This window comes from Streptosporangium sp. NBC_01469 (genome assembly GCF_036227305.1).
Classification (GTDB): Bacteria; Actinomycetota; Actinomycetes; order Streptosporangiales; family Streptosporangiaceae; genus Streptosporangium.
Window position 1 is genome coordinate 9,303,459 of the sequence record NZ_CP109465.1, and the last position, 22,244, is coordinate 9,325,702.

General features: G+C 69.5%; 25 protein-coding genes and 2 tRNA genes. 11 read left to right on the forward strand and 16 right to left on the reverse strand.

The features are described from left to right. Positions 1 to 21 precede the first annotated feature (21 nt). The 6 genes from OG587_RS40475 to OG587_RS40500 all read right to left on the reverse strand — a co-directional run bounded on the left by OG587_RS40475 (position 22) and on the right by OG587_RS40500 (position 6,090). Entirely contained in the window at positions 22 to 417 is a 396-nt protein-coding gene (locus OG587_RS40475) for a hypothetical protein (protein ID WP_329084136.1), read from the reverse strand. Continuing rightward, the gene (locus tag OG587_RS40480; protein ID WP_329084137.1) at positions 414 to 1,727 is read right to left on the reverse strand and encodes a hypothetical protein; all 1,314 of its coding nucleotides are present in this window, start codon (positions 1,725 to 1,727) and stop codon (positions 414 to 416) included. Before OG587_RS40480 ends, OG587_RS40475 begins: the two co-directional genes overlap by 4 nt. Beyond that, a complete protein-coding gene (locus OG587_RS40485) occupies positions 1,724 to 2,854 on the reverse strand; it encodes a hypothetical protein (protein ID WP_329084138.1) in 1,131 nt (376 codons plus the stop codon). Before OG587_RS40485 ends, OG587_RS40480 begins: the two co-directional genes overlap by 4 nt. Positions 2,855 to 3,011: 157 nt before the next feature. Next, the gene (locus OG587_RS40490) at positions 3,012 to 4,829 is read right to left on the reverse strand and encodes an ABC transporter permease (RefSeq protein WP_329084139.1); all 1,818 of its coding nucleotides are present in this window, start codon (positions 4,827 to 4,829) and stop codon (positions 3,012 to 3,014) included. Between the two features lie 5 nt (positions 4,830 to 4,834). Further along, complete coding sequence (locus tag OG587_RS40495; protein WP_329084140.1) at positions 4,835 to 5,581, reverse strand: ABC transporter ATP-binding protein; 747 nt, start codon at positions 5,579 to 5,581, stop codon at positions 4,835 to 4,837. Then, positions 5,578 to 6,090: a PadR family transcriptional regulator gene (locus OG587_RS40500; RefSeq protein WP_329094151.1), complete on the reverse strand. Its 513-nt coding sequence runs from the start codon at positions 6,088 to 6,090 to the stop codon at positions 5,578 to 5,580. The genes OG587_RS40495 and OG587_RS40500 overlap by 4 nt, the downstream gene beginning before the upstream one ends. A 144-nt stretch (positions 6,091 to 6,234) precedes the next feature. Here OG587_RS40500 and OG587_RS40505 point away from each other — a divergent pair, with 144 nt between their 5' ends. Next, the gene (locus tag OG587_RS40505; protein WP_329084141.1) at positions 6,235 to 6,648 is read left to right on the forward strand and encodes a recombinase family protein; all 414 of its coding nucleotides are present in this window, start codon (positions 6,235 to 6,237) and stop codon (positions 6,646 to 6,648) included. A 73-nt stretch (positions 6,649 to 6,721) separates the two neighbouring features. After that, on the forward strand, positions 6,722 to 8,167 hold the full coding sequence (locus tag OG587_RS40510) for a pectate lyase family protein (protein ID WP_329084142.1): 1,446 nt from the start codon (positions 6,722 to 6,724) through the stop codon (positions 8,165 to 8,167). A 137-nt stretch (positions 8,168 to 8,304) separates the two neighbouring features. Here the strand turns inward: OG587_RS40510 and OG587_RS40515 are convergent, their stop codons facing one another. The 4 genes from OG587_RS40515 to OG587_RS40530 form a co-directional block, all read right to left on the reverse strand. Further along, complete coding sequence (locus OG587_RS40515) at positions 8,305 to 9,561, reverse strand: hypothetical protein (protein ID WP_329084143.1); 1,257 nt, start codon at positions 9,559 to 9,561, stop codon at positions 8,305 to 8,307. 392 nt (positions 9,562 to 9,953) lie between these two features. Further along, positions 9,954 to 11,534, reverse strand: a complete 1,581-nt coding sequence (locus tag OG587_RS40520; RefSeq protein WP_329084144.1) for a TROVE domain-containing protein — start codon at positions 11,532 to 11,534, stop codon at positions 9,954 to 9,956. A gap of 401 nt (positions 11,535 to 11,935) precedes the next feature. Further along, positions 11,936 to 12,005, reverse strand: a tRNA-OTHER gene (locus tag OG587_RS40525). Positions 12,006 to 12,091: 86 nt separating this feature from the next. After that, positions 12,092 to 12,199 (reverse strand) — tRNA-Ser (locus tag OG587_RS40530). Between the two features lie 259 nt (positions 12,200 to 12,458). Between OG587_RS40530 and OG587_RS40535 the strand changes: the two genes are divergently transcribed. The 3 genes from OG587_RS40535 to OG587_RS40545 all read left to right on the forward strand — a co-directional run bounded on the left by OG587_RS40535 (position 12,459) and on the right by OG587_RS40545 (position 14,923). Further along, positions 12,459 to 12,704 (forward strand): hypothetical protein, encoded by a 246-nt coding sequence (locus tag OG587_RS40535; RefSeq protein ID WP_329084145.1) that lies wholly within the window; start codon positions 12,459 to 12,461, stop codon positions 12,702 to 12,704. Positions 12,705 to 13,000: 296 nt separating this feature from the next. Next, positions 13,001 to 14,479 (forward strand): pyridoxal phosphate-dependent decarboxylase family protein, encoded by a 1,479-nt coding sequence (locus OG587_RS40540; protein WP_329084146.1) that lies wholly within the window; start codon positions 13,001 to 13,003, stop codon positions 14,477 to 14,479. 108 nt (positions 14,480 to 14,587) lie between these two features. Next, positions 14,588 to 14,923 (forward strand): hypothetical protein, encoded by a 336-nt coding sequence (locus OG587_RS40545; protein WP_329084147.1) that lies wholly within the window; start codon positions 14,588 to 14,590, stop codon positions 14,921 to 14,923. A gap of 123 nt (positions 14,924 to 15,046) precedes the next feature. Here OG587_RS40545 and OG587_RS40550 read toward each other — a convergent pair whose 3' ends face one another. Beyond that, entirely contained in the window at positions 15,047 to 15,385 is a 339-nt protein-coding gene (locus tag OG587_RS40550) for a type II toxin-antitoxin system PemK/MazF family toxin (RefSeq protein WP_329094153.1), read from the reverse strand. Continuing rightward, entirely contained in the window at positions 15,375 to 15,599 is a 225-nt protein-coding gene (locus OG587_RS40555; RefSeq protein ID WP_329084148.1) for a hypothetical protein, read from the reverse strand. Before OG587_RS40555 ends, OG587_RS40550 begins: the two co-directional genes overlap by 11 nt. 255 nt (positions 15,600 to 15,854) lie before the next feature. On the opposite strand from OG587_RS40555, the gene OG587_RS40560 reads away from it, so the two are divergent. Continuing rightward, positions 15,855 to 16,130, forward strand: a complete 276-nt coding sequence (locus OG587_RS40560; protein WP_329084149.1) for a type I restriction-modification system subunit M N-terminal domain-containing protein — start codon at positions 15,855 to 15,857, stop codon at positions 16,128 to 16,130. Here the strand turns inward: OG587_RS40560 and OG587_RS40565 are convergent. Beyond that, the gene (locus tag OG587_RS40565; protein ID WP_329084150.1) at positions 16,081 to 16,542 is read right to left on the reverse strand and encodes an ATP-binding protein; all 462 of its coding nucleotides are present in this window, start codon (positions 16,540 to 16,542) and stop codon (positions 16,081 to 16,083) included. The genes OG587_RS40560 and OG587_RS40565 overlap by 50 nt on opposite strands. Before the next feature lie 132 nt (positions 16,543 to 16,674). Here OG587_RS40565 and OG587_RS40570 point away from each other — a divergent pair, with 132 nt between their 5' ends. The 5 genes from OG587_RS40570 (at position 16,675) to OG587_RS40590 (ending at position 20,078) form a co-directional block, all read left to right on the forward strand. After that, on the forward strand, positions 16,675 to 17,457 hold the full coding sequence (locus OG587_RS40570; protein ID WP_329084151.1) for a helix-turn-helix domain-containing protein: 783 nt from the start codon (positions 16,675 to 16,677) through the stop codon (positions 17,455 to 17,457). Continuing rightward, entirely contained in the window at positions 17,448 to 17,687 is a 240-nt protein-coding gene (locus OG587_RS40575) for a DUF397 domain-containing protein (protein WP_329084152.1), read from the forward strand. The genes OG587_RS40570 and OG587_RS40575 overlap by 10 nt, the downstream gene beginning before the upstream one ends. A gap of 269 nt (positions 17,688 to 17,956) precedes the next feature. Then, positions 17,957 to 19,171: an AAA family ATPase gene (locus OG587_RS40580; RefSeq protein WP_329084153.1), complete on the forward strand. Its 1,215-nt coding sequence runs from the start codon at positions 17,957 to 17,959 to the stop codon at positions 19,169 to 19,171. Beyond that, positions 19,168 to 19,848, forward strand: coding sequence for a hypothetical protein (locus OG587_RS40585; protein WP_329084154.1), 681 nt, complete (start codon positions 19,168 to 19,170; stop codon positions 19,846 to 19,848). The genes OG587_RS40580 and OG587_RS40585 overlap by 4 nt, the downstream gene beginning before the upstream one ends. A 47-nt stretch (positions 19,849 to 19,895) precedes the next feature. Further along, positions 19,896 to 20,078: a hypothetical protein gene (locus OG587_RS40590; protein ID WP_329084155.1), complete on the forward strand. Its 183-nt coding sequence runs from the start codon at positions 19,896 to 19,898 to the stop codon at positions 20,076 to 20,078. On the opposite strand, the gene OG587_RS47420 is transcribed toward OG587_RS40590, so the two are convergent. The 3 genes from OG587_RS47420 to OG587_RS40600 form a co-directional block, all read right to left on the reverse strand. After that, the gene (locus OG587_RS47420) at positions 19,994 to 20,305 is read right to left on the reverse strand and encodes a hypothetical protein (protein ID WP_443075336.1); all 312 of its coding nucleotides are present in this window, start codon (positions 20,303 to 20,305) and stop codon (positions 19,994 to 19,996) included. The two genes, OG587_RS40590 and OG587_RS47420, sit on opposite strands and share 85 nt — an antisense overlap. A gap of 123 nt (positions 20,306 to 20,428) precedes the next feature. Next, positions 20,429 to 21,175 (reverse strand): DUF6069 family protein, encoded by a 747-nt coding sequence (locus OG587_RS40595; RefSeq protein ID WP_329084156.1) that lies wholly within the window; start codon positions 21,173 to 21,175, stop codon positions 20,429 to 20,431. Between the two features lie 4 nt (positions 21,176 to 21,179). Next, complete coding sequence (locus tag OG587_RS40600; protein ID WP_329084157.1) at positions 21,180 to 22,178, reverse strand: RNA polymerase subunit sigma-70; 999 nt, start codon at positions 22,176 to 22,178, stop codon at positions 21,180 to 21,182. Between the last annotated feature and the right edge of the window lie 66 nt (positions 22,179 to 22,244).

Genomic DNA, 22,244 nt, shown 5'->3' on the forward strand with positions numbered 1-22,244 from the left:
TATCGATCGTCCTGCCGTCGTCTATTCTGTGATCAGCGTTTTGACGGCGAGTTGTTCCTCGCCCGTGGGGCCGTCGAGGCGAATCGACAGTTCCCAGACGCCGCTCATCGGGAACAGCTCGCCTACGGCCACGAAGCGGCCGGGCTCGCGCTCGGTGGCGGAGATCTCGGGTGTGGAGTGTCCCATCTCGGCCATGACTGCCGACAGGGCCACGGTGTCGGCGTCGCCCTTGCTCACCTTGATCTCCGCGGTGACCTGGCCGGGAGCCGGGTCCGCGATGAGGATGGTGGCGGCGTAGCGGGTGCCCGTGGTGGTCAGGTTGACCGGTTGGGCGGCCGTGCTTCTGCCCACGACGAACAGCGCCACTGCCGTGGTCGCGAGCGTGGCCGCGGCCACCGCGTGCCGCCTCGTGATCACTGGGTCTCCGAGGCGGTCACGTTCACGGTGAAGGGTACGGTCACGATGCGGTCGGCGGTGGCGTACTGGATCCAGGCGAGGTAGCGGCCTGGTTCGGGGAAGCCGAAGGTGAAGCGCACCCGGGATCCCGGGGCGCCCATCTCGTGCACGTGGCCGAAGAATTCGCCGTTCTGGCTGCGTATGAGCAGGTGGCCGGTCATGCCGAGCCAGGCCCGGATGCCGGCGGGGGCGTCCAGTTCGATGGTCGTGGGGCGGCCCGCGACGGGCACGGCGGGTTGTAGTCGCGGTGTGACGGTCGCGCCTACCTGTGTGGCGGGTGCGCCGGTTTGACCGGACCGCGTTACCGTATCGGCCTTTTGCGATGTTTTGGCTGTTCCTCCGACGGTGAAGTCCGCGGCGAGGAGTTGCCCGCCTGAGTCCTCCCGTTCGAGCTCGGCGTGGGCCAGGTACCGGCCGGGGCGGTCGGCGCTCAGTCTGACCTCCAGGTGCCCGGGCGCCGTGCGCAGGGGGTGCACGTGGCGGAAGTAGCGTCCGTCCTCGCTGGTGACGATCACGTGCGCGAGCGCCTCGTGGTGCGCGGTGAGGTCGTCGACGGGCCGCCCGGTGGAGCCGTCGATGAGATCGACTCGCAGAGTGAACTCCTCTCCCGCCGCCGGCCGGGCTGGGACCGTATCCATGCGGACCTGCGCGTACGGCCGCCCTTGCGCGGTTGATGTCGTGGGGGTGGGTGCGGCGCCGTCAGGTGGGGGCGCCGGTACGTGCGGTGCGAACACGATGACCATGGCGGCGACCGTCACCCCGGCGGCGGCGCCCGCGGCCAGCGCCATCGCCGTGCCGGGCCGGGCGGGTGCCCTGGTGAGCAGGCCGCCCACCAGTAGGAGCGCGGCCACGAACAGGCCGCCGTAGATGAGGAGATCTCCGGCCGATTCGCGTTCGACGAGGACGCGGAACGGGATGACGGCGGTCTCGTTCCCGGTCCTCAGTTTCAGCTCGTGCGGCCCGGTCCGCTCCACCTGGAGCTGCGTGTACTGCGGGTTTGCCGCCGCCTGGGCGGTGCCGGTCGTCGTGTGGCCGTCCTCGACCGAGTGGACCTCGATGCCGATGGGCAGCGCGGACACCGGCTGGTAGGCGATGACGCCGATCCGCAGCGGCCCCGGCACCCGGGTTGTTCCTTTGACCACCACGGTCACCTCGGCGCCGGCGATTGTCTGGGCGATGCGCAGGTCCGCTCCTGCTGTGACGTTGTGCGCCGCGGCGGGGGCGGCCATCGCCAGCACGAGGGCGGCGGCGAGGTACAGGACTCGGATCATGCCCGCCCGGCGCCGGGCGCGACCGGCTCGGCAGCGGCTGCGTTGGGCAGGAACAGCGCCCCGAGCGCCAGGCCGATCAGCCCGGCGACGATCGGCGCGCCGGTCCACAGCTCGGGCACTGCGGGCAGGTCGCCGCCGGTGGCCGAGGCGATCCCGATGTACAGCGACCAGGTGACGAAGGCAGACAGCCCGGCGAAGGCCCAGTAGGCGGCGCGCCGCTCACCCGACGGTCGCAGCCAGCGGATCAGCAGGTCGCTCACGACCCCGGCGGCCACGAACGACAGCAGGATCGGCAGGTTGCGGAACGCCGTCTGGGCGCCCGGCATGAGCGCCATGACCGTGTACATGACGGTCACCGAGCCGAACGGCAACAGCCAGCGGCGCACCAGGAGCAGCACCGGGCTGAGCATGATGACGTTGGTGACGACCATCGCGACGGCCACCCGATCGGCGCCCACGGCGACAGGTCTGGGGCCGGCGCCTCGTGGCGCGGCGCCCGAGTCCTGCGCCATGGAGAACGCCTGGACGATTGCCTGGGGCCGGTACTGCAAGGCGTCGCCGTACGACAGGAACAGCGACACCAGCGTGGTGGCGAACGCGAGCCCGATCAGCGCAGGCAGCAGGCGGCCGAGCGAGGGCCGGGCGCCGACATGGGGGGCGTTCCAGGCCGAGCGCAGTGGTGTCATGATGATGAGCATCATCGTCACGACGAGGCCGAGGTGTGACGGGCTGAAAAAGATGTCAATGGTCGTCTCGATGCCGAGGATGGTGTGCCACATCATGTCGGCGAAGCCGAAGGCGGCGAACGCGGGAATCGCCACCAGCCCGGCGAGGTAACCGATGGGGACGGCCGCCAGCCCCTGCCGGCCGGCGCGCACGTTGCGCCACACCTGCCAGATGATCCAGCCGGAGATCACGGTGAACCCGGAGTAGAACACCGCGTGCCATGGGGTGAAGAACGTCTCCAGCTCCGTCAGGTTGCTGTGCGCCCAGGCGTCGATCATCAGTCCGACCCCGAACCAGATTCCGAGCAGCGCCGTCACCAGGTCTGTCCTGGGGGCCACCCATCCGCGGGGCTCCCCGGTGTCCGCGATGAATCGCCGAGTGCCGGCGGCGTCAGATGCCATCGGGGTTCCTTTCCGTCGATCAAATCGATTCATCTGGACACCGGTGGGCCGGGCGCCCGTCGGCGAACGCGGGTGAGGCGGATGAGGTCTCTGCGGGGTTGTGCGGGCCTCGGTCCGCTGAGCGCCGCTGCTGCCGGCACCTGCTGAGCGGGGCCGGTCACGCTGTTTCGGCGCTGAGGGTATGCGCCACGGGTCGGCGGGCCGCCAGGCGTGCGGGCAGGGCGGTGAGTGCCGCCGTCGCCAGGAGGACCGCGAGTGCGGCGCCGAGCAGCCAGGAGGAGGGGGGTTCCGCCGAATTCCTGGCGGCGAAGAGCGAGAGCAGGCCGATGCCCAGAGGGACGCCGATGATGGCGCTGGGCAGGCTGGGCAGGAGCTGGGCGGTGGACAGTCCCGCGGCGATCTGTCCGGGGGTGGCTCCGAGGGTGCGCGCGATGGCCATGTTCGCCCGGGCTTCCACGGCAGTGGCCCAGGTGAGCGTGATGGTGTTCACGGTGGCGAGGGCGATCAGCAGGACGGTGACCGCCAGCAGCAGCCGGCTGTTGTGATCGGCTCGCAGGTCGGGCACGCCGGAGAGACCCGGGCCCCAGCCATCACGGTGCTGGGCGAAGCCCCAGCCGGGCGGCTGGGCGTAGTAGGTCAGCAGGGCGGTGATCGCGATCATTGTGGCGGCGGTGGAGCACGCCTGCAGCACCGCGCGGCCCGGTCGCCGGGCGGTCAGCCGCAACCCGAGCAGCAGCGGGGTGGGCAGCAGCGCGGACAGTGCGGTCAGCCGGGGGCGGTGGCGGGGCCGGTGGGCGCTGACGGTCAGGGCGGTGACGGTCGCGGTGCGCAGGGCCCGCAGCGTGGGACGCAGGGCCGACAGCACCGCCACCGCCACGGCGAGGGCGGTGGTCACGGCGATGACGGTGCCTGTCGGTCCGACGACACCGCCGATCCGGCTGGCGGTGGGGCTGGCGATGGCGGGCTCGGCCAGGCGGGCGAGCCCCAGCCCCAGCGCGTCGCCCAGCAGCGCCAGGACCAGGTATTCGGTGAGCAGAACGGCGGCGATCAGGCCGGGGGTGGCGCCCACTGCCTTGAGTAGTCCCGCCCGGCGCGTCTGCTCGGCGGTGCGTCCCGCGGCCAGCGCGGCCACTCCGGTGATGGCCAGGAAGCTGAGCAGCCAGCCGCCGACGACCAGGATCGGCTGGGTGTTCCTGAGCATGACGGCGTCCTGGTCGGCCTTGGACTGCCAACTGGAGAAGGTCACCTCGGTGGTGGAGCTGTTGACGAAGCTCCGAGGGGCGTCGATGAAGGCCTGGGTGGCGTCGGGGTCGCGCAGCTTGAGATCCATGGCCATGGTCACCGGAAGATCCTGGGCTGCCAGCGCCCGGGCGTCCGATGGGGTCAGCCAGACCAGTCCGCCCCCGTCGCTGGGGCCGCCGTACGGGCCGATCTGCGGCGCCCAGGGGAAGATGGAGGTGGCCGCGGTCACGGCGATCCCGACGACGGGGTACGTCCGGCCGGAGATGGTGACGTGGTCGCCGACGCGGGCGCCCAGGGCGGTGGCGAAGCCTCGTTCGAGGACCGCGTCGCCGGGGCGGACCCAGTGGCCCGAGGTCACCAGCGGACGGTTGATCGCGCCGGGTGTCTCGGGGGCGCCGTGCACCACCACGAGGGAGGTGGTGCCGTGCGCGGTGAGGGTGGCGTGGACGATGCGGTAGGGACCGTTGTGGGCGACGACCTCGGGGGCGTTCACCAGCGAGGTCAGCGCCGGGGTCACCGGGGTGCCCAGCTCGGGGGCGAGGGCCACGATGTCCGGCCCGGCGGTGGCCGCCCGGGTCTGCTCGTACAGCGTCCGGGTCGCCCCGCCCAGGGACAGGCCCAGGGCCAAGGTGGCGGTGGCCGCGGTCACCGCGAGCAGGAGCATCGCGGCCTGAGCCGTATGCCGGCGGACGTCGGCCAGCACAAGGCGGGCGATAAGCACTATGCGGCCCATGGCGTTCAGCCCTCCAGCCCGATCAGGCCGCCGAGCCACCCGGTGCCGGTGTCGGTGCCGGCCAGCCAGGTGTCGTCGACGAACATCCCGTCGCGCATCGAGACCAGCCGGTCGGCGATGGCCGCGACCCGCTCGTCGTGCGTGACGATCACGAGGGTCTGCCCCACCAAGCGCAGATCTTCGAAGATTCTCAGCACGTCGAGGGTCGCCGCGGTGTCGAGGTTGCCGGTCGGCTCATCGGCCAGGACGACCAGCGGCTCGTTGACCAGCGCGCGGGCGATGGCGACCCGCTGACGTTGCCCGCCCGACAGCTGCGACGGCAGATGCCGGGCGCGGTCGGCGAGCCCGAGCCGCTCCAGCAGGAAGCTCGCGCGCCGTCTGGCCTGGCGGCGCGAGCGCCCGGCCAGCAGCGCGGGCAGCTCCACGTTCTCGGCCGCCGACAACTCCTCCACCAGATGGAAGGCCTGGAAGATGAACCCCACCGATCGGCGCCGCATGCGCGCCAGAGCTCGCTCGCTCAGCGTGTCGACGCGCCGCCCGGCTATCCAAACCTCTCCATCGGTAGGCCGCTCCAGGCCACCGAGCAGGTGCAGCAGGGTCGATTTCCCGCAGCCGCTGGGCCCCATCACCGCCAGCATCTGTCCCTGAGGCACCTCCAGGTCGACCTCGTCGACCGCGCGGACCCGGCTCTGCCCCTGACCATGCTTCTTTACCAGGCCGCAGGCTCGAACCGCGGCACTTGACACGTTCATGCACCCTCTGCTTCGTCATCGACCTTGGACCAGGCCCGCTCACAGGCATCCAGCCAGCGCAGGTCCGCCTGCAGCCGTAGCACGACCCCTTCCAGCAGCAGGCCGGCGCCCAACCCCGTCGGCTCGGCCAGCGCCGCCTGCTGCACCTCACGCAAGCGGCGTAGCAGCTCCCGGCGCTGCGCCGCCACCAGCTCGACCGGGTCGGCCAGCCGGGCCGCGGCGGCAGCGGCGAGCTTGAGATGGAACTCCGCCAGGTCCGGTTTCGGCCAGCCCACCTCGGCCAGCCAGGCGGCCACCCGCTGCTGCCCGGCCGGCGTCAGCGCGTAGACCTTGCGCTCCGGCCGGTCGGGAAGACCCTCCGCCCGCTCGCAGACAACGAGCCCCGCCTTTTCCAGCCGGGCCAACGTCACATAGATCTGACCGGGGTTCATCGACTCGCCTAGCGGACCAAGACTCTGACGTAACCGAGCGCGCAGGTCGTACCCGTGCGAGGGCTCTTTGGCGAGCATCGCCAGCACTGCGTCTTGCACCTCAATCCCCTAACGGTTAGCCAATAGATATCGGTTATCTATACAGGGTGTCAAAACGCTGCACCTGGCGATCTCCTGGACCGGCCCACCGCCAACTGAGGGATGGGGGGAAAGGCAGAGGTAATGGAACGGACCGGTCGGCCCGTCCCGGCCGACCACCTCACCGCGCACGGCCTGGTCCTGGAGATGCTCGCCGGGCCGCTCGCCGGGATCTACGACCCGGCCGGGCCCGGCCGGATACTGTTCGCGTTCTTCGCCGCGATGGCCGAGACCGAGCGAGAGGCGATTCGCGAGGCGACGCTGGAGGGGCTGGACGCCGCGGCCCGCCTTCCGCCTCGGTGCGCAACACCACGTCACCACAGGTCAGGGCAGGTTCGCTGGATTCCGCTCCGTTGCTACCGGGACCCCACCGAGCGTGACGGGGAACGGCCGGGAGACAGTGATCGTCATGAAAGTTTCACCGCCCGCTTGACAGCTGGAAAGCGCTTACCTAACTTGTGGATTGTTCGCTCACATGTACGCGGATCGCATATGTGAACGGCGAGTGCTCGCTGGGGGGATTCCGAAACGCAGGCCGCACCGGCCTGCCGGACCAGCAAGGAGCTCGACTGTGCTGTACAGAATCAACGGGAAGGCGGCCGGTGCGGTCATAGCCGTCGCCGCCCTCGCCCTGTCGGGAACGGTGGCCGGCGTCTCCGCCGCCTCCGCCGCCGCGCCCGCCGCGGGAAACTACAACCTGGTGAACAACGGCAGCGGCCTGTGCCTGACCGTTCCCGGTGGCGGCTCGTCCGCCGGCGTCCAGCTCACCCAGAGCGGCTGCGGCGGCGCGGGGCAGACGTGGGCCGTGACCGGGAGCGGCACCCAGCTCAGGGCCACCCACAGCGGGATGTGCGCGGGCGTCAAGGACGCGAGCACGTCGGCGGGTAAGGCTGTGCAGCAGGAGAGCTGCTCCGGCGCGGCCTCCCAGACGTGGAACCTGACCGAGTCCGGCTCCAACTACCGGGTGGTCAACGCAGGCGGCGGCAAGTGTCTCAACACCAAGGACAACTCCACCTCCTCCGGCGCCCTCGTCCAGCAGAACTCCTGCGACTCGGTCGCGACCAAACAGTGGCGCCTCGTCCCCGCCGGAGGCCCACAGCCCACCCCGACCATCACCCCCACCCCCGGCCCCACACCCACGATCACCCCCACCCCCGGTAACCCGGGCGGCCTCGTCGGCTGGGCGACCCAGGGCGGCGGCACCACCGGCGGCGGCAACACCTCGCCCACCACGGTGAGTAACGCCTCCGCGCTGACCAGCGCGCTCTCGGCGAGCGGCGCGGCCGTCATCCGGGTGTCGGGCACGATCTCCTGCTCCGGGATGCTCAGGGTCGGCTCCGACAAGACGGTCATCGGCAACTCGGGCGCCACCATCGCGGGCTGCGGATTCAACATCTCCGAGGCGTCCAACGTCATCGTCCGCAACCTGTCCTTCCGCGACTGGAACGACGACGGCATCCAGGTCCAGTACTCGACCCGGGTCTGGATCGACCACAACACCTTCAGCAACGGCTACGACGGCGCCGTGGACGTCAAGCGGGCCAGCGACTACGTCACCATCTCCTGGAACAAGGTCACCAACCACGACAAGTCCATGCTGCTCGGCCACGACGACGGCAACGGCAGCGAGGACCGCGGGCACCTGCGCGTGACGTACCACCACAACTGGTTCGACGGCAGCACCCAGCGCCACCCGCGCGTGCGCTTCGGCAACCCGGTGCACGTCTACAACAACTACTACGGGAGCGTCGGCGGCTACGGCGTGGCCTCCACCGAGGGCGCGGGCGTCCTGGTCGAGGGCAACTACTTCGAGAACACCGACGACCCGTACCACCTCGGCGAGGGAGACTCGGGACCGGGCACCCTGGTCGCCCGCAACAACCACTTCGTCAACTCCGGCAGCGGCCAGGCCGGCGGCAGCGTGGCCTCCATCCCCTACTCCTACTCCCTCGACACCGCCTCCAGCGTCAAGTCGATCGTGACCGGCGGTGCCGGCGCCGGCCGGATCTCCATCTGACGCGAAGCCCCCGCTCCATGTCCGACCCGCACCTGACCCGGGTCCGGCGAGGCACCGTTCCCGAGTGACCGGGCTCCCCCGCGGAGCCCGGTCACAGGCGTTCCGGCCATCACGGGCCCGGAACGCCTGTGACCGGGTCAGCGACCGGACGAGGAGCCGTTCACGGTCAGGACGTGCTCGGTCTCGATCGCGGGGAAGGTGCCGGTGTCGATGATCCCGTGCTCGTGGAAGGCGGCCTCCAGCAGCGCGTGAGCCTTGGGCTCCAGCTTCCACAGGGCCCGGTACTCACGGGCGGTGGCCAGGGAGACGCCGGTCTCGTGGGCGATGTCGGCCGCGCGGGGCACGAACTTCCGCTCGATCTGCTTGTCCCAGTATTCCCGCGCGGCGCGGATCAGGGCCGCGCGCTGCGCCGTGTCGACGACCGGCGGCGGGACGTCCAGCACCTGGAGCTCGTCGTCGTCATCGTCGATCGGAGGCCGCAGCGCCGACGGGCCCGCGGCCACCGCGGGGCGCGCGGGCGGCTCCTCGGGTTCCGAGGCCCACGGCACGGGCGGGGTCAGGTCGATCAGTGCGGAGGTGTTGTAGAGGGCTCCGATCTGGGAGAGCAGGGCCTCCTGGCGCGCGGAGTCGACCGCCAGGCCGCTGTGCTCCACCGCCCGGTCCATGGCACGGTCCAGCTTGCCGAGGGCCGCGCGCATCTTCCTGTCGGACGCGCCCGAGGCGCGGAGCGCGCGGGCGCGCTTGGCCGCCAGCGCGACCCGGGTCAGCCTGCGGTGGGCGTCCACCTCGCTGGCCGTACGGTCGCTGACCTCGGCCAGCCCGACGCGGACCAGCGCCCGCTCCGGGGTGATCCGCCAGTTGATGCGAGAACGCCCCGTGATGCGGTGGCGTTCGATCGCCATGCCGCGCTCCCACAGCCACGCCGCCACCAGGGGGGCGGCGAGCCGGAAGATGGCCTCGGCGGCGCTGCGGGCGTCCATGCTCGACAGCACGGCGGTCAGGCCGGTGAGCGCCCACACGGCGACGCCGTCGATGCCCGCGGAGAAGTTCTCCCGCATGTTGCGGCGCGCCCGGACGGCGCTGGTGATGACGGCGACCTCGATGAAGGCGAAGAGCAGCAGCCGCAGGGGGCCGTCGAAGCCGAGCACGTCACCGGAGAAACGCCACATGCCCTGGGCGGAGACACCCGTCGCGATGCTGGCGGCGACGATGGTGAGGATGTCCTCCGCCGGACGGGGTGCGATATGACGATGGTAGAAGCGGACCGCCACGCGCTGGGTCGCGCGGAGCGCGAAATACGCCACGACCAGGAGGCCGAGGGCGAACACTCCGATGATGACCGTCAGAACCGGCTGGTCCGATGCGAAGGTGGTGATTTGATCGATGGGGGGCATCAGTCACTGTCCGTCAGTCTCGATGTCCGACAGGATATCTAGCGATCATTCCAGAATGTCGGCGGCTTGTTTGCGAAACGGGCGCTCACGGGCGTGACAGAAGTGAACACAGTTGCGATAAGGACGAGTAAAGATCACAAAACCCACCCGGCCGGGCGGTCTCCCACCCGGCCGGCATCCGACCGGCATCCGACCGTCCCGCCGGAGCGGCCCGGCCGGGACGCGGTAGCGGCCGGAACACCCCTTGGCGCGGCGGCCGGAACCGGCCGGCGACAGCGGGTCAGCGGGTCAGCGGGTCAGCGGGTCAGCGGGTCAGCGGGTCAGCCGATCAGCCGGGAACGGCCGGGACGTACCGGCCGGACACCCCTGCCGGATGCCCCGGCCGGACGGGGTCAGAACGGCCAGCTCGCGTCGCGGCCCGTCTCCAGCAGCGGGATCAGCCGGAACGACGCGTCGGAGAAGCCGCCGAACTCGTGACGGTTTCCCGAGCCGGTCGGCATCGCCGCCCGCCGGTAACCCTGCAGGTTGAAGCCGTACATCGGAACGCGCTCCGGCACCGCGCCGGTGACCTCGGCGCCGTCGTGGCCGCCCATGGTCTGCATGTCGGACAGGATGACGACCCGGTCGTGCCCGCGGTAGACGCGCCGGAGCGAGGCGGCGATCCGCGTGCCGTGGCCGACCTCGCCGACACGTCCGCAGAACCGGTCCATCTCCTTCAGGACCGACGCGCCCCGGCCCATCCCGTGCCGGAACACGCCGTCGGCGAAGCCGTACAGGTCCACCCGCTCGCCGCGAGCGGCGAGCGTCACCCCGAACAGCGCCGCCGCCTGGACGGGCGTGACGGTCGACCGCTCCGAGACCGCGCCGGAGGTCATCGACGCCGACGTGTCCACGAGAACGAGGGTGCGCCCGCCGAACGACGGCACGTTGCCCGTGGCGAGCGTGAGCGCCCTGTCCAGGGCGTGGCCCCAGCGCGTGCTCGGGGCGTTGCGGTACGCGGAGTAGAACCGGAACGGCAGCTGCCGCGACCCGGCGACCTCACCGGGATCGGTGAGCTTCGCGGCGACCCGCCCGGCCACCTCGTCGGAGACACCCGCCTCGTCGAAGTTCCTCAGGTTACGGATGAGCGACATGTAGCCCATCGACGGGATGACCGCCTCCCAGGCCTGGCGGTCCATCGGGCCCTGGAGCCATCCGGCGAGTGCCTCCCAGGTCATGCCCGCGGCCCGCAGTCGGCCGGGGTCGGCCAGGACCGCGCGTCGCGACTCGACCGGCAGCTCCGCCAGCCCGGCGCGGGCGCGCAGCATCGCCAGCGAGTCGTGGATCGGCCGGTCGCGGTCGTGCCTGCGATCCAGGGCGTGCGCGAACAGCTCGCCCTGCCACGCCTTGTCCACCCCCGGGGAGGGGTGGACGAGGTCGATGACGTCGGCGAAGCGGAAACCCCTGGTGCCGGTGTCGTACTTGAGCAGGCCACGCTCGGTGTACAGGCGCCGGACGGCGTCGGCGACCCCGCGCTTGACCGGCTTGGGGATCGCCCGCCCGTACGTGGACGTCCAGTAGGCGAGGGCCTCGCCGGGCTCGTCCGCGCGCTGCAGGACGCCGTCCACCAGCTGCCGGTTGAGGCCGTGCAGGCCCGCGGCGAGCCGTGCCCTGACGGACTCCAGCGCGGCGACGACCGGGGCGGTCCGCATGTTCGCCGCACCGCGCAGCCAGGGAAGGAAACGGGCCATCCACTCGCCGTCCTCGACCGCGACCCGGTGGACGAGGTTGCGGAAACGCTCGTCGCGGTCACCCGCCTTCTCGTAGAAGGTGTTCTCGCCGACCATGTTCGACACCGCGAGGAGGAAAAGCTCGCCCTTGGCGTCGCGGGCGTATCCGGGAGCGCCCTCGTGGGTGAGACCGGACGGCGTGCGCTCGGTCCTGACCGGGCTGGAGACGGCCGGCCGGTTGGTCGCGGTGTTGAACTTGGACATGGACGGGCCTTTCTCTGCGAATTCCGTACGAGCGCTCCGTCTTCACGTGGGCGTGCCCGAGGTCGAAGCGAGGAAGGTACAGGCGCTCTTCCTGACTGAGCTACGCGGCCGGAACCGCGACCGGACTCGAACCGGCGACAACCCCATTAACAGTGGAAGTAACCCTCCCCTGCGCACCGGGCACGCACGTGAAGCCGTGCTCCTCCCGAGATCGAGGTGACCGCGGTGTGCCCGGCCTGCCGGGCGGCGGCCCCGCTGAGTGGAGCCGCCAGGAGTCGAACCTGGAAGTAACCGCGATCGGCGCACCGGGAGGTGCGTGGACGTTTTATCTGACCTTCCCGAGATCGGAGTCGGCGACGGAACGAAAGCGTGCTGCCTTTACACCACGCGCCGCACGGGTTTGGGCGGCGCGCCGGGAATCGAACCCGGTCCGCTCGATCTCGAATCGAAGTAACCGTTGCCTTCGCACCGGGAAGGTCTCTGTGAATGTGTGGACTTCCCCGAGGTCAAGGTCGGCCGCGGGCCTGACGTGCTGCCGTTACACCACACCGGCCCTGAGCCGGAGCCGGGAGTCGAACCCGGACCCTCGCTTTGGAAGAGCGAAGTATCCGCGGCCTTCGCACCGGGGAAGCGTGTTATCCAGTTGTCGGAGCCTCGCATTCCGGAGACGGCTCCGGCGCGCCCTTCCCGCGATGGACGGCCGGTTTCGTTTCCGAACTCCGAGGCGTTTCCAACGGTAGCCGCCACCGCCGCGCGTCACATCTCATTATTCGCCGGAAAATAGGGGTGGAAGGGGTCGGTGACGGGGGGAAAATGTCGGTCCCCGGAGGGATGATGGAGGGGTGAACGACTGACGGGGACGCGGCGGGAATCCCACAGGCCCTCCCCCGCCTCCCAGGAAAGGATCACATGATGACGACCCCGATGAATGTGTCCGATCTGGCACAGGTTCTCTTCGTCTCCGCGCTGCAGGCCTCGGACCACCCCTCTCCGGACCAGGTGCGCATGATCATCGAAGGTCAGCTCCGTGCCCGCCACGCGGATCTCTCCGGTTGCGCGGCCCTCGTCGCCCAGGAGGCCGGGGACCATCCCGAGGCGTACGCGAGCCGGATGCGCTGGGCGCTGGGCGAGGCCGTCCGGGTCCGCCCGTCCATCTCCTTCGTGAGCTGACGTCCGTGAGCCGACGTTCCTGAGCAGATGTCTGTGAGCTCACGTCCATGGGCTCACCGTCCCTCGCGGGAGCGGGAATCGCGGCGCGTCCAGCCCTGAGACCGCCCTCCGGGATGCGGCGGGTGCGCCCAGGAGTCGCGGGCGGCGGCCCCTCCAGGCCTGATGGCCGGCCTGAGCCGCCCGACGACCCGACGACCCGGCCGAGGGTCTCGGCGGGGGCGGTGCGGGGCTCGGGCACTGATCCGGTTTGCCGTGATTGGACGATGACCAGCAGGACCGTCCCGTAACGTCGAAGAATGGACGCCAGACACGACGCGGGCACTCCGCACACCCACGAACCGTCACACACCGGCGGCGGCCACCGGTCGCTCGAGGCCGACCGCGACCGCGTCCCCGAGCTGCTGGAGACCACCCGCGCGTACGCCGTGCGCCTCCTCGCCGGGCTCGGCGACCGGCCGGTGGCGCGGACGCCGGTGAGACCCGCGCCCACGTCCCTGCCGGAGACGGGGATCGGCGTGGAAGGGGCGATGGAGGAGTTCTCGCGCCGGTGGGAGCCGGGCTTCGCGGCCGGTTCCGGCCGTTACCTGGGCTTCGTCACGGGTGGCGTGACGCCCGCCGCGCTAGCGGGCGACTGGCTGACCGGCACCCTCGACCAGAACCCCACCTCGGGTATGGACTCGCTCGCCCCGGACCTCGAACGGGAGACGGCCGCCTGGCTGCGCGACCTCTTCGGACTGCCGCCCGAGCACGAGGGGACGTTCGTCAGCGGCGCGACCATGTCCAACTTCGCGGGCCTGGCGGTCGCCAGGGAGTGGCTGGGCGAGCTGCGCGGCGTGTCGCCGGCCGAGGAGGGCGCCGCCGCGCTCGGGCCGGTGACGGTGCTGTCGGGAAGCCCTCACTCCAGCGTCGTCAAGTCGCTGTCCATGCTCGGCCTGGGACGGTCGGCGATCCGGCGGGTCGGCCTCCTGCCAGGCCGGGAGGCGGTGGACGTGGACCGGCTCGCCGAGGAGCTCGACCGGCTGGACGGCGCGCCGGCGATCGTGGTCGCCAACTCCGGCACGGTGAACACCGTCGACTACGACGACCTGCGCGCCATCGCGGCCCTGCGCAAGCATCACCGGTTCTGGCTGCACGTGGATGCCGCGTTCGGTGCCTTCGCCGTGCTCTCCCCCGAGCACGCCCACCTCGTCGCGGGCCTCGGGGAGGCCGACTCGGTCTGCGTGGACCTGCACAAGTGGCTGAACGTGCCCTACGACAGCGCGATCCACTTCACCCGCCGCCGCGATCTGCAGGCCCGCGTCTTCCAGAACTCCGCCGCCTATCTCACCCCGGTGGGCGACGACCCCGACTTCGTGCACCTGACGCCGGAGAACTCACGGCGCCTGCGTGCGCTGCCGGCCTGGTTCACCCTGGCCGCGTACGGGCGCGAGGGGCACGCGGAGATCGTCCGGCGCTGCGTCGCCCTCGCCGCCGGGCTCGGCGAGCGGATCTCCGCGATGCCCGCCTACCGGCTGCTCGCCCCCGTCCGGCTCAACGTGGTCTGCTTCACCCTCGCCTCCTCCCCGACCCCGGCCCGGATCGGTGAGGTGGCCGAGGCGATCACCGAGTCCGGTGAGGCCTTCCTCACGCCGACCGTCCACGAGGGGGTGCCCGCGTTGCGCGCCGCGTTCAGCAACTGGCGCACCACCGAGGCCGACGTGGAGCGGGTCGCGAAACTCCTGGAATCGCTCGCCCTGCGGCCGGTTGCCTCCGTACGCGATAGGAAGGATCATTGATACTTGAAAGTTCAACACAATGGTCGCGTCGCCCTTCAGGTCATCTTCAGCGGCGGACACCGTAGGTGCGACGCTTCGCCGCACCGTTGCAGACAAGGGGAAGAAACCATGTCTACTTTCAAGGTCAAGATCGCACTGGGCCTCGCGAGCGCCGCCTCGCTCTGCGCCGTGCTCGCCACCGCCGCCCCCGCCGCCGCGAACTCGTCGCCTTCGGGCGTCACCTTCTGGTCCGGCGCCTTCACCGGCCAGTCCGTGACCTACGCGAACCCGGGGACCGGTTGCACGACGCTGCCGTTCACGGTGCACTCCGAGTTCAACAACACCGACACGTCCATCCTGGTCTACCGGACGACGGACTGCACGGGTCAGGCACTCACCTTCCCCGCCAACGACATCCACAGCTTCATCGGCTTCGACGGCCGGAGCTTCCGCACGACCGGCTGACGCGTCTCTCACAGGATCGAAAGCGGCCGGTTCCCGCGTCCGCCCCCATCCGATCCGGCCACTGAGGTGTCCGGATCGGATGGGACGGATGACGGCGTTGCCCTGATCCGCTCATACAGGTCGCTACGACTCCCTGTTGTCTCTGCAGAGCAGACCGAGGAAGCCGTGCAACGTTCTGCCGATCTCGTGGATCTCGCCTGGGTCGAGGCGGTCCGCGAAGTCTCCAAGCCGGGAGAGGTCGGTGGATCTCATCTGGTCGACGAGCACGCGAGTCGCCTTGCCGTTCAGTTCGATCTCAGGACGGAAAATCGCAGGACCCGCGCTGGTCGAGGTGGGGGCGACAACCAGGGTGGAGAGTGTGGCGAAGGCATCCGACTGCAACACCACCGCGAATCGTTCGCCTCGCTGCTCGTGACCGACCGTGTCGCGGAGAGCGCGTAACCGGTAGACGTCACCCCGCATCCGCGTCACCGAACTCACGGTGGATCGCCCGGATCTCGGCCAGATCATCCGGGTCATTGGCCAGTCTTTCCGCGTCGGCGCGCGCCTGTTCCAGCCAGCGGAGTCGTCCCGCCACCTGGATCGCCTCACGGATCACATCGGTGGTGGACCTGCCCTCGGAGGTCAGCTCGGAGAGAATCCTCTCCGTGTCCGAGTCGATCTCAACAGTCAACATGGCCATATCTTCACTGTACGACGAGGCGTCTCGCAGGTCTTCGATCTAATTCCGTGAGCACTTGGATACTCCAAGTGACTGGGATGCGTCGAAGGAACCAATGGTTGCCGCCCTCACGGATGATGGAACACCATTTCCAGCGTTGTCGGGCAGAGCACGTGGCGAGGGGGTCGACGGCACGTTCCTGGACGTTGCGTCGGGGGTGCGACTCGGTACGGTCCGATCGGCCTCGCAGGACGACGTGAAGGGGATCCATTGAGCGGCAACCACCAGAAGTACGCGGACTTCATCTGGTCGGTCGCCGACCCGCTACGCGGTGATTACCGGCGGTCGGAGTACGGCAAGGCCATCCTGCCCTTCACCGTGCCGCGGCGGATCGACTGCGTGCTTGAGCCCACGAAGAAGGACGTCCTGGCCGAGGCCGAGCGGCTCAAGGGCGAACTCCTGCCGCTCCGCAAGCAGGCCCAACCTGCTTCTCCACCTATGGCCAGGCCAGCAGTTGAAACCAGACCGACTTGCCGTAGGGGTTGAGGGTCCAGCCCCAGTTGCGGGAGAGGTTCTGGACGATGGCGAGGCCCCGGCCGGTTGTTTCCAGGTCGTCGGCTCGCCTCAGGCGAGGGATCGCGATGCAGGAATCGTAGACGTCCACGGTGAGCAGTTGTTTTTCTCCGCTGACCGTGATGCGAATGGGAGTCTCGACAGAGGTGTCCGTTGAGCCATACGCGATGGCGTTGGTGACGAGTTCCGAGGCCAGGAGTTCGGCGATTTCCGGAATGTCTCCCGTCGCGTTCCAGTCGGCGGCGACGTCGTGTACGAACCGGCGGGCGGAGGCGACGGCTCTCGGTTCGCGCGGTATCCACTTCTCTCCCAGCGGGGAGAGACCGGGATTCATCGTGTAGCGATATTCGGTCAGGGCCGCGCTCGCCTTGAGGACCTCTTCCATGGTTTCTCTCTCCGTCTCGGATTTCGTATGTTCAGCGTGCCGAGACGTGACTACTCTTGGTAGCGAAATGATTACGAAGGTCGCGGGTTGGAGTTCACAAGCCTTTTGTTGAACTCCGGCAAGGAGGGCATCATGGCCGACCTCTACTCACCTCAGGCAATCTGGGGCAGGGAGCTGCGTCACTACCGGAAGGCGGCGGGCCTCACCCAGGGCCAGCTCGCTGAAAAGATCCATTTCAGCGAATCCCTGATCAGCGGGGTTGAGACGGGGCAACTCCCGGCCAGCCCTGAGTTCGCCGAGACCTGCGACACGATCCTCGGCACCGGCAGTGCGCTGTCCAGGCTGCTTGATTGGCGGAAGGGGCAGGTCTTCCCCGCCTGGTTCGGGAAGTGGCCGGACAAGGAGCAGGCGGCGACGGTGCTGCGCACCTACGAACCGATCCTGATCCCCGGGCTGCTCCAAACCTCTGATTATGCCTTCGAAGTCCTCTATGGCGATGAGGCCGCCGTACAGGCTCGCCTGGCGCGGCAGGAGGTGTTCAAACGAGAAGACCCCGCGCCACCACTGCTCCGCTGTGTGATCGACGAGGCGGTGTTGCATCGTCTGATCGGAACCCCCAAGACCATGCGTGAACAGCTAGAACATCTGGCGTCGATCATCACCCCTCGCTTCAGCGTGCAGGTCGTCCCTCTCGGAGGTATGCGAGCGGGCCTCGAAGCGGGGTTCGTAATCGCTACGCTGGAAGGCGGAAGCGAGATAGCTTATTTCGATACGGCTGTTCGCGGACTGGTTACCAGCGATCAGGAAGATGTAGCGACAGCCGTAGAAAAATTCGAGGCAATTCGCATAGAGGCGTTGCCCTTGCGCATGTCGATCGACCTCATCAGAAGAACAGCAGAGGAAAAATGGACCTGAGTAACGCCAAGTGGCAAAAGTCAAGCTTTACCGGCAGCAACGGCGGAAACTGTGTCGAGGTCGCGGAGCTCAGAAACACCACCGACGGCCCCACCCACAAGGCCGACCACCCCGACCTGATCGCCGTACGCGATTCCAAGGACCCCGAAGGCCCCAAGCTCTTCTTCACCCCCGCGGAGTGGGACGCCTTCGTCAACGGCGTGAAGGCCGACGAGTTCGACCTCGGCTGAACGGTCTCACCCACCGGCCGCCCGACCACGCGCGAGGGCGGCCGGTAGGTGCTTTCCGACTTCGTGTCCTGCCATCCATGGGTGATGGCCTGCCGGGATGATTGACTGCCCGCGTCGAGGTCCAGGGCACCAAACCACCCGGCAGGATTCCCGGTTCTCGGCGATCTTGCCGAATCGGTGCCCTGGGAGCGGGAAAGATGGTTCATGAGGCTCGGGAGGCGGCTCGCCGGACGGCTCTCGTCGGCGCCGGGCAGGAAGAGGTGGGGTTGATGGCTGGGCGGTTGGTTGAGCTGGAAGTGGAGAACTTCCGGAGCCTGCGGAAGGTGTCGCTGCCGCTGGGACCGGTCAACGTGCTGGTCGGGCCCAACGGCGCGGGCAAGACGAACGTGCTGAGGGTGTTCGACTTCCTGGCCGACATCGTCCGGACCGACCTGGGACCGGCGCTTGAGGACCGAGGCGGCTTTGACGAGCTGGTGTTCCGGGGCGGCGAACCGAGGCCGGACCACATCCGGATCGGCTTGAAAGGGCACTGGTCCGTAGCCGAGACATCCGGGTCCCCGCTTGATGTGTATCGCTTGAGGATCAACGGTAGTCCGCCGGCACGGGAGGAGATCTTCCACCTCAGCCGGGCTGGCGGCTGGCGGAACCGGATCGAGGTGTCGGGTGAGCGAGCCGCGAGTTCACAGTACGGGGCCGACGAGGTGATCTCGGACGACGAGTCCGAGCGGCGCACCGCGGTGATGGAGGTCGGAATCCAGCCGTTCAGCACCGGCCTGTCCACTCTGCCCCGGCTGTCGGAGAATTTCGGCGGGCGAGAGGTGGTGGCCCTGGCCGATTTCCTCACCACCTTCCGCGTCTTCGACGTCTACGTCCACCGTGCACGCATGCCGTCGCGTGTTTCCCGGAGCGGGTACGAGGCCATCGCAGACGACGCCTCCAATCTGGCGAGGTTCCTGCTGACTCTGCGGAGCACCGACGAGGAGGCGTGGGAGCGGCTCCAGGCCGACGCTGTGGAGGTGCTCCCCCAGCTCGAAGCACTCGATTTCGACTACCCGTCCGGGGGCGCTCGTTCCGTCGTGGTGGTTCTCAGGGAGCGCGGGCTGCGCGAACCCACCTCGCTGCTCGACGCCTCCTACGGCACGATCCGCCTGCTGGGTCTTCTCGCGATGCTCTACGACCCCAGTCCGCCCGCGCTCACCTGCGTCGAGGAGATCGATCACGGCCTGCATCCGCAGGCGTTGGAGATCCTCGTCGAGCGGGTCCGGGAGGCGAGCGACAGGACGCAGTTCATCATCGCCACGCATTCGCCGGCTCTCGCCGACCGGCTCAAACCCGAGGAACTCATCGTGTGTGAACGAGCGGAGGACGGTTCCTCTGTAATCCCGGCGGTTTCGACCGCCCAGGTCGAGAAGATCGTACGAGCCAGCGAGGGAATGCCCCTGGGAGAGCTGTGGTTCTCCGGTGCGCTGGGGGGCGATCTGTGAGCAGGCGCGGGGGAACCCGCATCCGGCCGACCAGGAAACCGATCGTGGTCGTCGCCGGTGAGGATCGGAACGACCGGCTCGGTCTCCGGATCCTCCTGGAGGAGTTCTGTCCGGAGATGCGCGGGCGGATCGTGGAGATCGGCGATCCGGTGCGACTGCACCAGGCCACCGGGGCGAACCTCGCCGCTCGCGCGGAGACCCTCGCCCGCAAGGTCCGCGCGAGGGCCGTACGCGATGACACGACGGTGGCGTGCGTGTTCGTTCACGAGGATCTCGACGCGGTCGACGACGACCGCTACCCGGCAATTCGCCTACGGGTGGAGAAGGCGTTGGAGGCCGCCCTGGGTACGGCGCACTATGCCCTGGCCGTGGCGGAGATCGAGTCCTGGCTGCTGCTGTTTCCCGACGCGCTCACCGCCGTATGCGGCTCGTGGTCGGTACCCGCCCGACATCGTGGCAGGGACACCGGGCGACTGGCCGATCCCAAGCGGGTGCTCATGCGAGAGGTCAGCGGATCGGGCCGCCGCTACCGGGAGGCCGACGCGCCGGAGGTCCTCAGCCAGGCCGTGACAATGGGCTTGACCGCGAACCCCTCGGGCCGAAACCGCTCCTACGAGCAACTCCGAGAAGACGCCGCCCGCTGCTGCGCCGATCACGTGGGCCCGGCCTCAAAGTGATCCCTTGGCTCTCCCCTCGTACCGGGGAGAACCCGAAGCCCAAGCCCATGATCAACGTGTTGGGTGTCCTCCTCATCGATGAGATCGCCAGGTCGCTGCCCGACCAGCCCTTCGCCGACGTCCTCCACGCCATGCTCCGCTACCGTCACCTCCCCGGCCTAGAACATGTCCTGCGAGATCGGGACGTCGTCGACGCCCTCGACGACCCGGCGCTCCACCTCTGGCCCTGACTTCGCCTACGGCCTGGCTCGGGCGGGAGAGGAAGGCATGCGGCGATCCCGTACGGGACACGGCACGGGAGCCGTACGATCTTCCCCTCATGGCCGGAGAGCACGGCAGGCGTCCGCCCGGTAAAGGCGTCCCACACCCGGCCGGTTCCGTCACGCGAGGCGGTGACGACGCGTGTCCCGGCCGGGGACCATGAAAGGTTGCAGACCGCATCCATGTGCTCGGACATGGACAGGGTGGAGTGGCTGATTGACCAAGAAAAGGAACCTGGAATGGAGGGTGGCAGCACCGGGGGCCACGTTGGTGCGCTCGCGCACGCCCTTGCGCCGCGCGTTGTCCCGTTGCGGGATCGTCAATCGGTCCGGGTGCGGAGGCTCCTCGCCAGGGTGGGGATCATCACCGCCGCAGGGACGAGGTGTAGCCCGAGGAGGGCGGTGATGGTGGCGGTGTTTGCCCCGGAGAGGAGGGGCGGGACCAGCGAGATCGCGGTCAGCGACACTGCCGTCCACACGAATCGCTTGGCGGGGCGAGCGCTCCAACGAAGAAGAGCGACGGCAATGACGATGCCCACGACCGAGAAGAAGCCGGTCACCACGGCGAACCCGGGCAACGGGATCGTCTCGCCACCATCGGGAACCTCGAAGTCGACGCCGACCACCTGGGCAAGCGCAGCGGCGAGGGTGGTGGCCACCATCGCTGCGAGCGTGGCAACGAAGCCGATGCCGGCGAGCCCGCGGAGCCGGTGGGGGCGGCCGGCCCGGCCCGGTGCCGGGCCTGCGACGACCCCGGTGTCATTCATGCTGTTCATGTCATCCTCCATCATTCGGTGACTGGCGTAGGGGTGTGTTGACTGGCATGTGACGGTCCTGGCCCCGGGGGTGACGATGCGCACCCTCGCCGTGCGACGGCCGGGGTTCCGCAGGGCGCGGACGCCGGTGCCGCGGAGCCAGAACCCGGCGTCGCGTCCGAGGACCGGTCCGGGCTCGCCGTCGCGCAGCTCCAGCTGCACCCGCCCGCGGGTGACGACGCCGAACGCGTCGCACCACTCGGCCGCGACCACCGCGACACGCGCGCCACCGCGCAGCGCGAGCGTCCGCACGGGACTACTCCGTGCCGTCCGCCGGCAGGCGCTCCGGCAGCCCGAGCCGCGGGAACCGGTCGTCGTGGAACGTGACGATCTCGGTGATCGCCCCGCCGGTGACGCGCAGGACGTCGATCGTCAGCGGCAGGTACGCACCCTCCTGCTTCCGCCAGAGATAGAAGGCGACGGCGGGCTGCCGGTTCACGGAGGTGAGGACGGCACGCAGGTTCTTCATGCCCTCGAAGCCGCTCTCGACCCAGTCGTTCACCACCGTGTCGCGGCCGACGTACAGGCCCGGCGTGGGCGGCATCGAGCAGCGGACGTCGTCCCGCAGTAGTGCGGCGAGCCCGTCGACGTCCGTGGCCACGCTGGCGTCGGTATAGCGGCGCACCAGCTCGCGCGTCCCGGCGTCCTCCTCGCCGCCGGTCCAGTCCTGCCGCTCGGCGGGCAGGTGTTCCCGCATGCCGGCGTGGGCCCGCTGCAGCGCGCTGTTCACGGAGTTGACGGAGTCCCCGAGGAGCTCCGCGACGTCCTTCGCCGGCCAGCCGAGCACGTCCCGCAGGATCAGCACGGCCCGCGGGCGCGGCGCGAGGTGCTGGACTGCGACCAGGTACGCCAGCTCGATCGTCTCCCGCGCGACGGCGACGGTCTCCGGCTCGTCCGCGCCGCCCGCGGGCAGCTCGTCGAGCAGCCGGTCCGGGTAGGGCTGCAGCCACAGCACCTCGCCGCCGGTCGCAGGCTCCGGGCGGCACTTGGCGAGCAGGTCCAGGCAGGCGTTGGTGGCGATCCGGTACAGCCAGGCCCGGAACGTCGACCGCCCCTCGAAGGTCTCCCGCCGCCGCCAGGCACGGAGGAACGTCTCCTGCACGGTGTCCTCGGCGTCCTCGAACGACCCGAGCATCCGGTAGCAGTGCACGTGCAGCTCCCGCCGGTGCCGCTCCGCCAGCCCCGAGAACGCCGGCTCGTCGACCTCGCCCAGACCGCTCACGCCCAGCTCCTCCAGCCGCGTGTCCACACTCATCACGTCATCCTTCCGCCTCGTCGTGTCCCGTCATAGGTATGACGGATGCGGGCGCGACAACTCATC

What these genes read in the sequence shown, in the direction of transcription:
- OG587_RS40480 (WP_329084137.1), bottom strand. Translation starts at nt 1,727, where the DNA reads ATGATCCGAGTCCTGTACCTCGCCGCCGCCCTCGTGCTGGCGATGGCC.
- OG587_RS40485 (WP_329084138.1), bottom strand. Translation starts at nt 2,854, where the DNA reads ATGGCATCTGACGCCGCCGGCACTCGGCGATTCATCGCGGACACCGGG.
- OG587_RS40490 (WP_329084139.1), bottom strand. Translation starts at nt 4,829, where the DNA reads ATGGGCCGCATAGTGCTTATCGCCCGCCTTGTGCTGGCCGACGTCCGC.
- OG587_RS40495 (WP_329084140.1), bottom strand. Translation starts at nt 5,581, where the DNA reads ATGAACGTGTCAAGTGCCGCGGTTCGAGCCTGCGGCCTGGTAAAGAAG.
- OG587_RS40500 (WP_329094151.1), bottom strand. Translation starts at nt 6,090, where the DNA reads ATGCTCGCCAAAGAGCCCTCGCACGGGTACGACCTGCGCGCTCGGTTA.
- OG587_RS40505 (WP_329084141.1), top strand. Translation starts at nt 6,235, where the DNA reads ATGGAACGGACCGGTCGGCCCGTCCCGGCCGACCACCTCACCGCGCAC.
- OG587_RS40515 (WP_329084143.1), bottom strand. Translation starts at nt 9,561, where the DNA reads ATGCCCCCCATCGATCAAATCACCACCTTCGCATCGGACCAGCCGGTT.
- OG587_RS40520 (WP_329084144.1), bottom strand. Translation starts at nt 11,534, where the DNA reads ATGTCCAAGTTCAACACCGCGACCAACCGGCCGGCCGTCTCCAGCCCG.
- OG587_RS40535 (WP_329084145.1), top strand. Translation starts at nt 12,459, where the DNA reads ATGAATGTGTCCGATCTGGCACAGGTTCTCTTCGTCTCCGCGCTGCAG.
- OG587_RS40540 (WP_329084146.1), top strand. Translation starts at nt 13,001, where the DNA reads ATGGACGCCAGACACGACGCGGGCACTCCGCACACCCACGAACCGTCA.
- OG587_RS40545 (WP_329084147.1), top strand. Translation starts at nt 14,588, where the DNA reads ATGTCTACTTTCAAGGTCAAGATCGCACTGGGCCTCGCGAGCGCCGCC.
- OG587_RS40550 (WP_329094153.1), bottom strand. Translation starts at nt 15,385, where the DNA reads ATGCGGGGTGACGTCTACCGGTTACGCGCTCTCCGCGACACGGTCGGT.
- OG587_RS40555 (WP_329084148.1), bottom strand. Translation starts at nt 15,599, where the DNA reads ATGTTGACTGTTGAGATCGACTCGGACACGGAGAGGATTCTCTCCGAG.
- OG587_RS40565 (WP_329084150.1), bottom strand. Translation starts at nt 16,542, where the DNA reads ATGGAAGAGGTCCTCAAGGCGAGCGCGGCCCTGACCGAATATCGCTAC.
- OG587_RS40570 (WP_329084151.1), top strand. Translation starts at nt 16,675, where the DNA reads ATGGCCGACCTCTACTCACCTCAGGCAATCTGGGGCAGGGAGCTGCGT.
- OG587_RS40575 (WP_329084152.1), top strand. Translation starts at nt 17,448, where the DNA reads ATGGACCTGAGTAACGCCAAGTGGCAAAAGTCAAGCTTTACCGGCAGC.
- OG587_RS40580 (WP_329084153.1), top strand. Translation starts at nt 17,957, where the DNA reads ATGGCTGGGCGGTTGGTTGAGCTGGAAGTGGAGAACTTCCGGAGCCTG.
- OG587_RS40590 (WP_329084155.1), top strand. Translation starts at nt 19,896, where the DNA reads ATGATCAACGTGTTGGGTGTCCTCCTCATCGATGAGATCGCCAGGTCG.
- OG587_RS47420 (WP_443075336.1), bottom strand. Translation starts at nt 20,305, where the DNA reads ATGTCCGAGCACATGGATGCGGTCTGCAACCTTTCATGGTCCCCGGCC.
- OG587_RS40600 (WP_329084157.1), bottom strand. Translation starts at nt 22,178, where the DNA reads ATGAGTGTGGACACGCGGCTGGAGGAGCTGGGCGTGAGCGGTCTGGGC.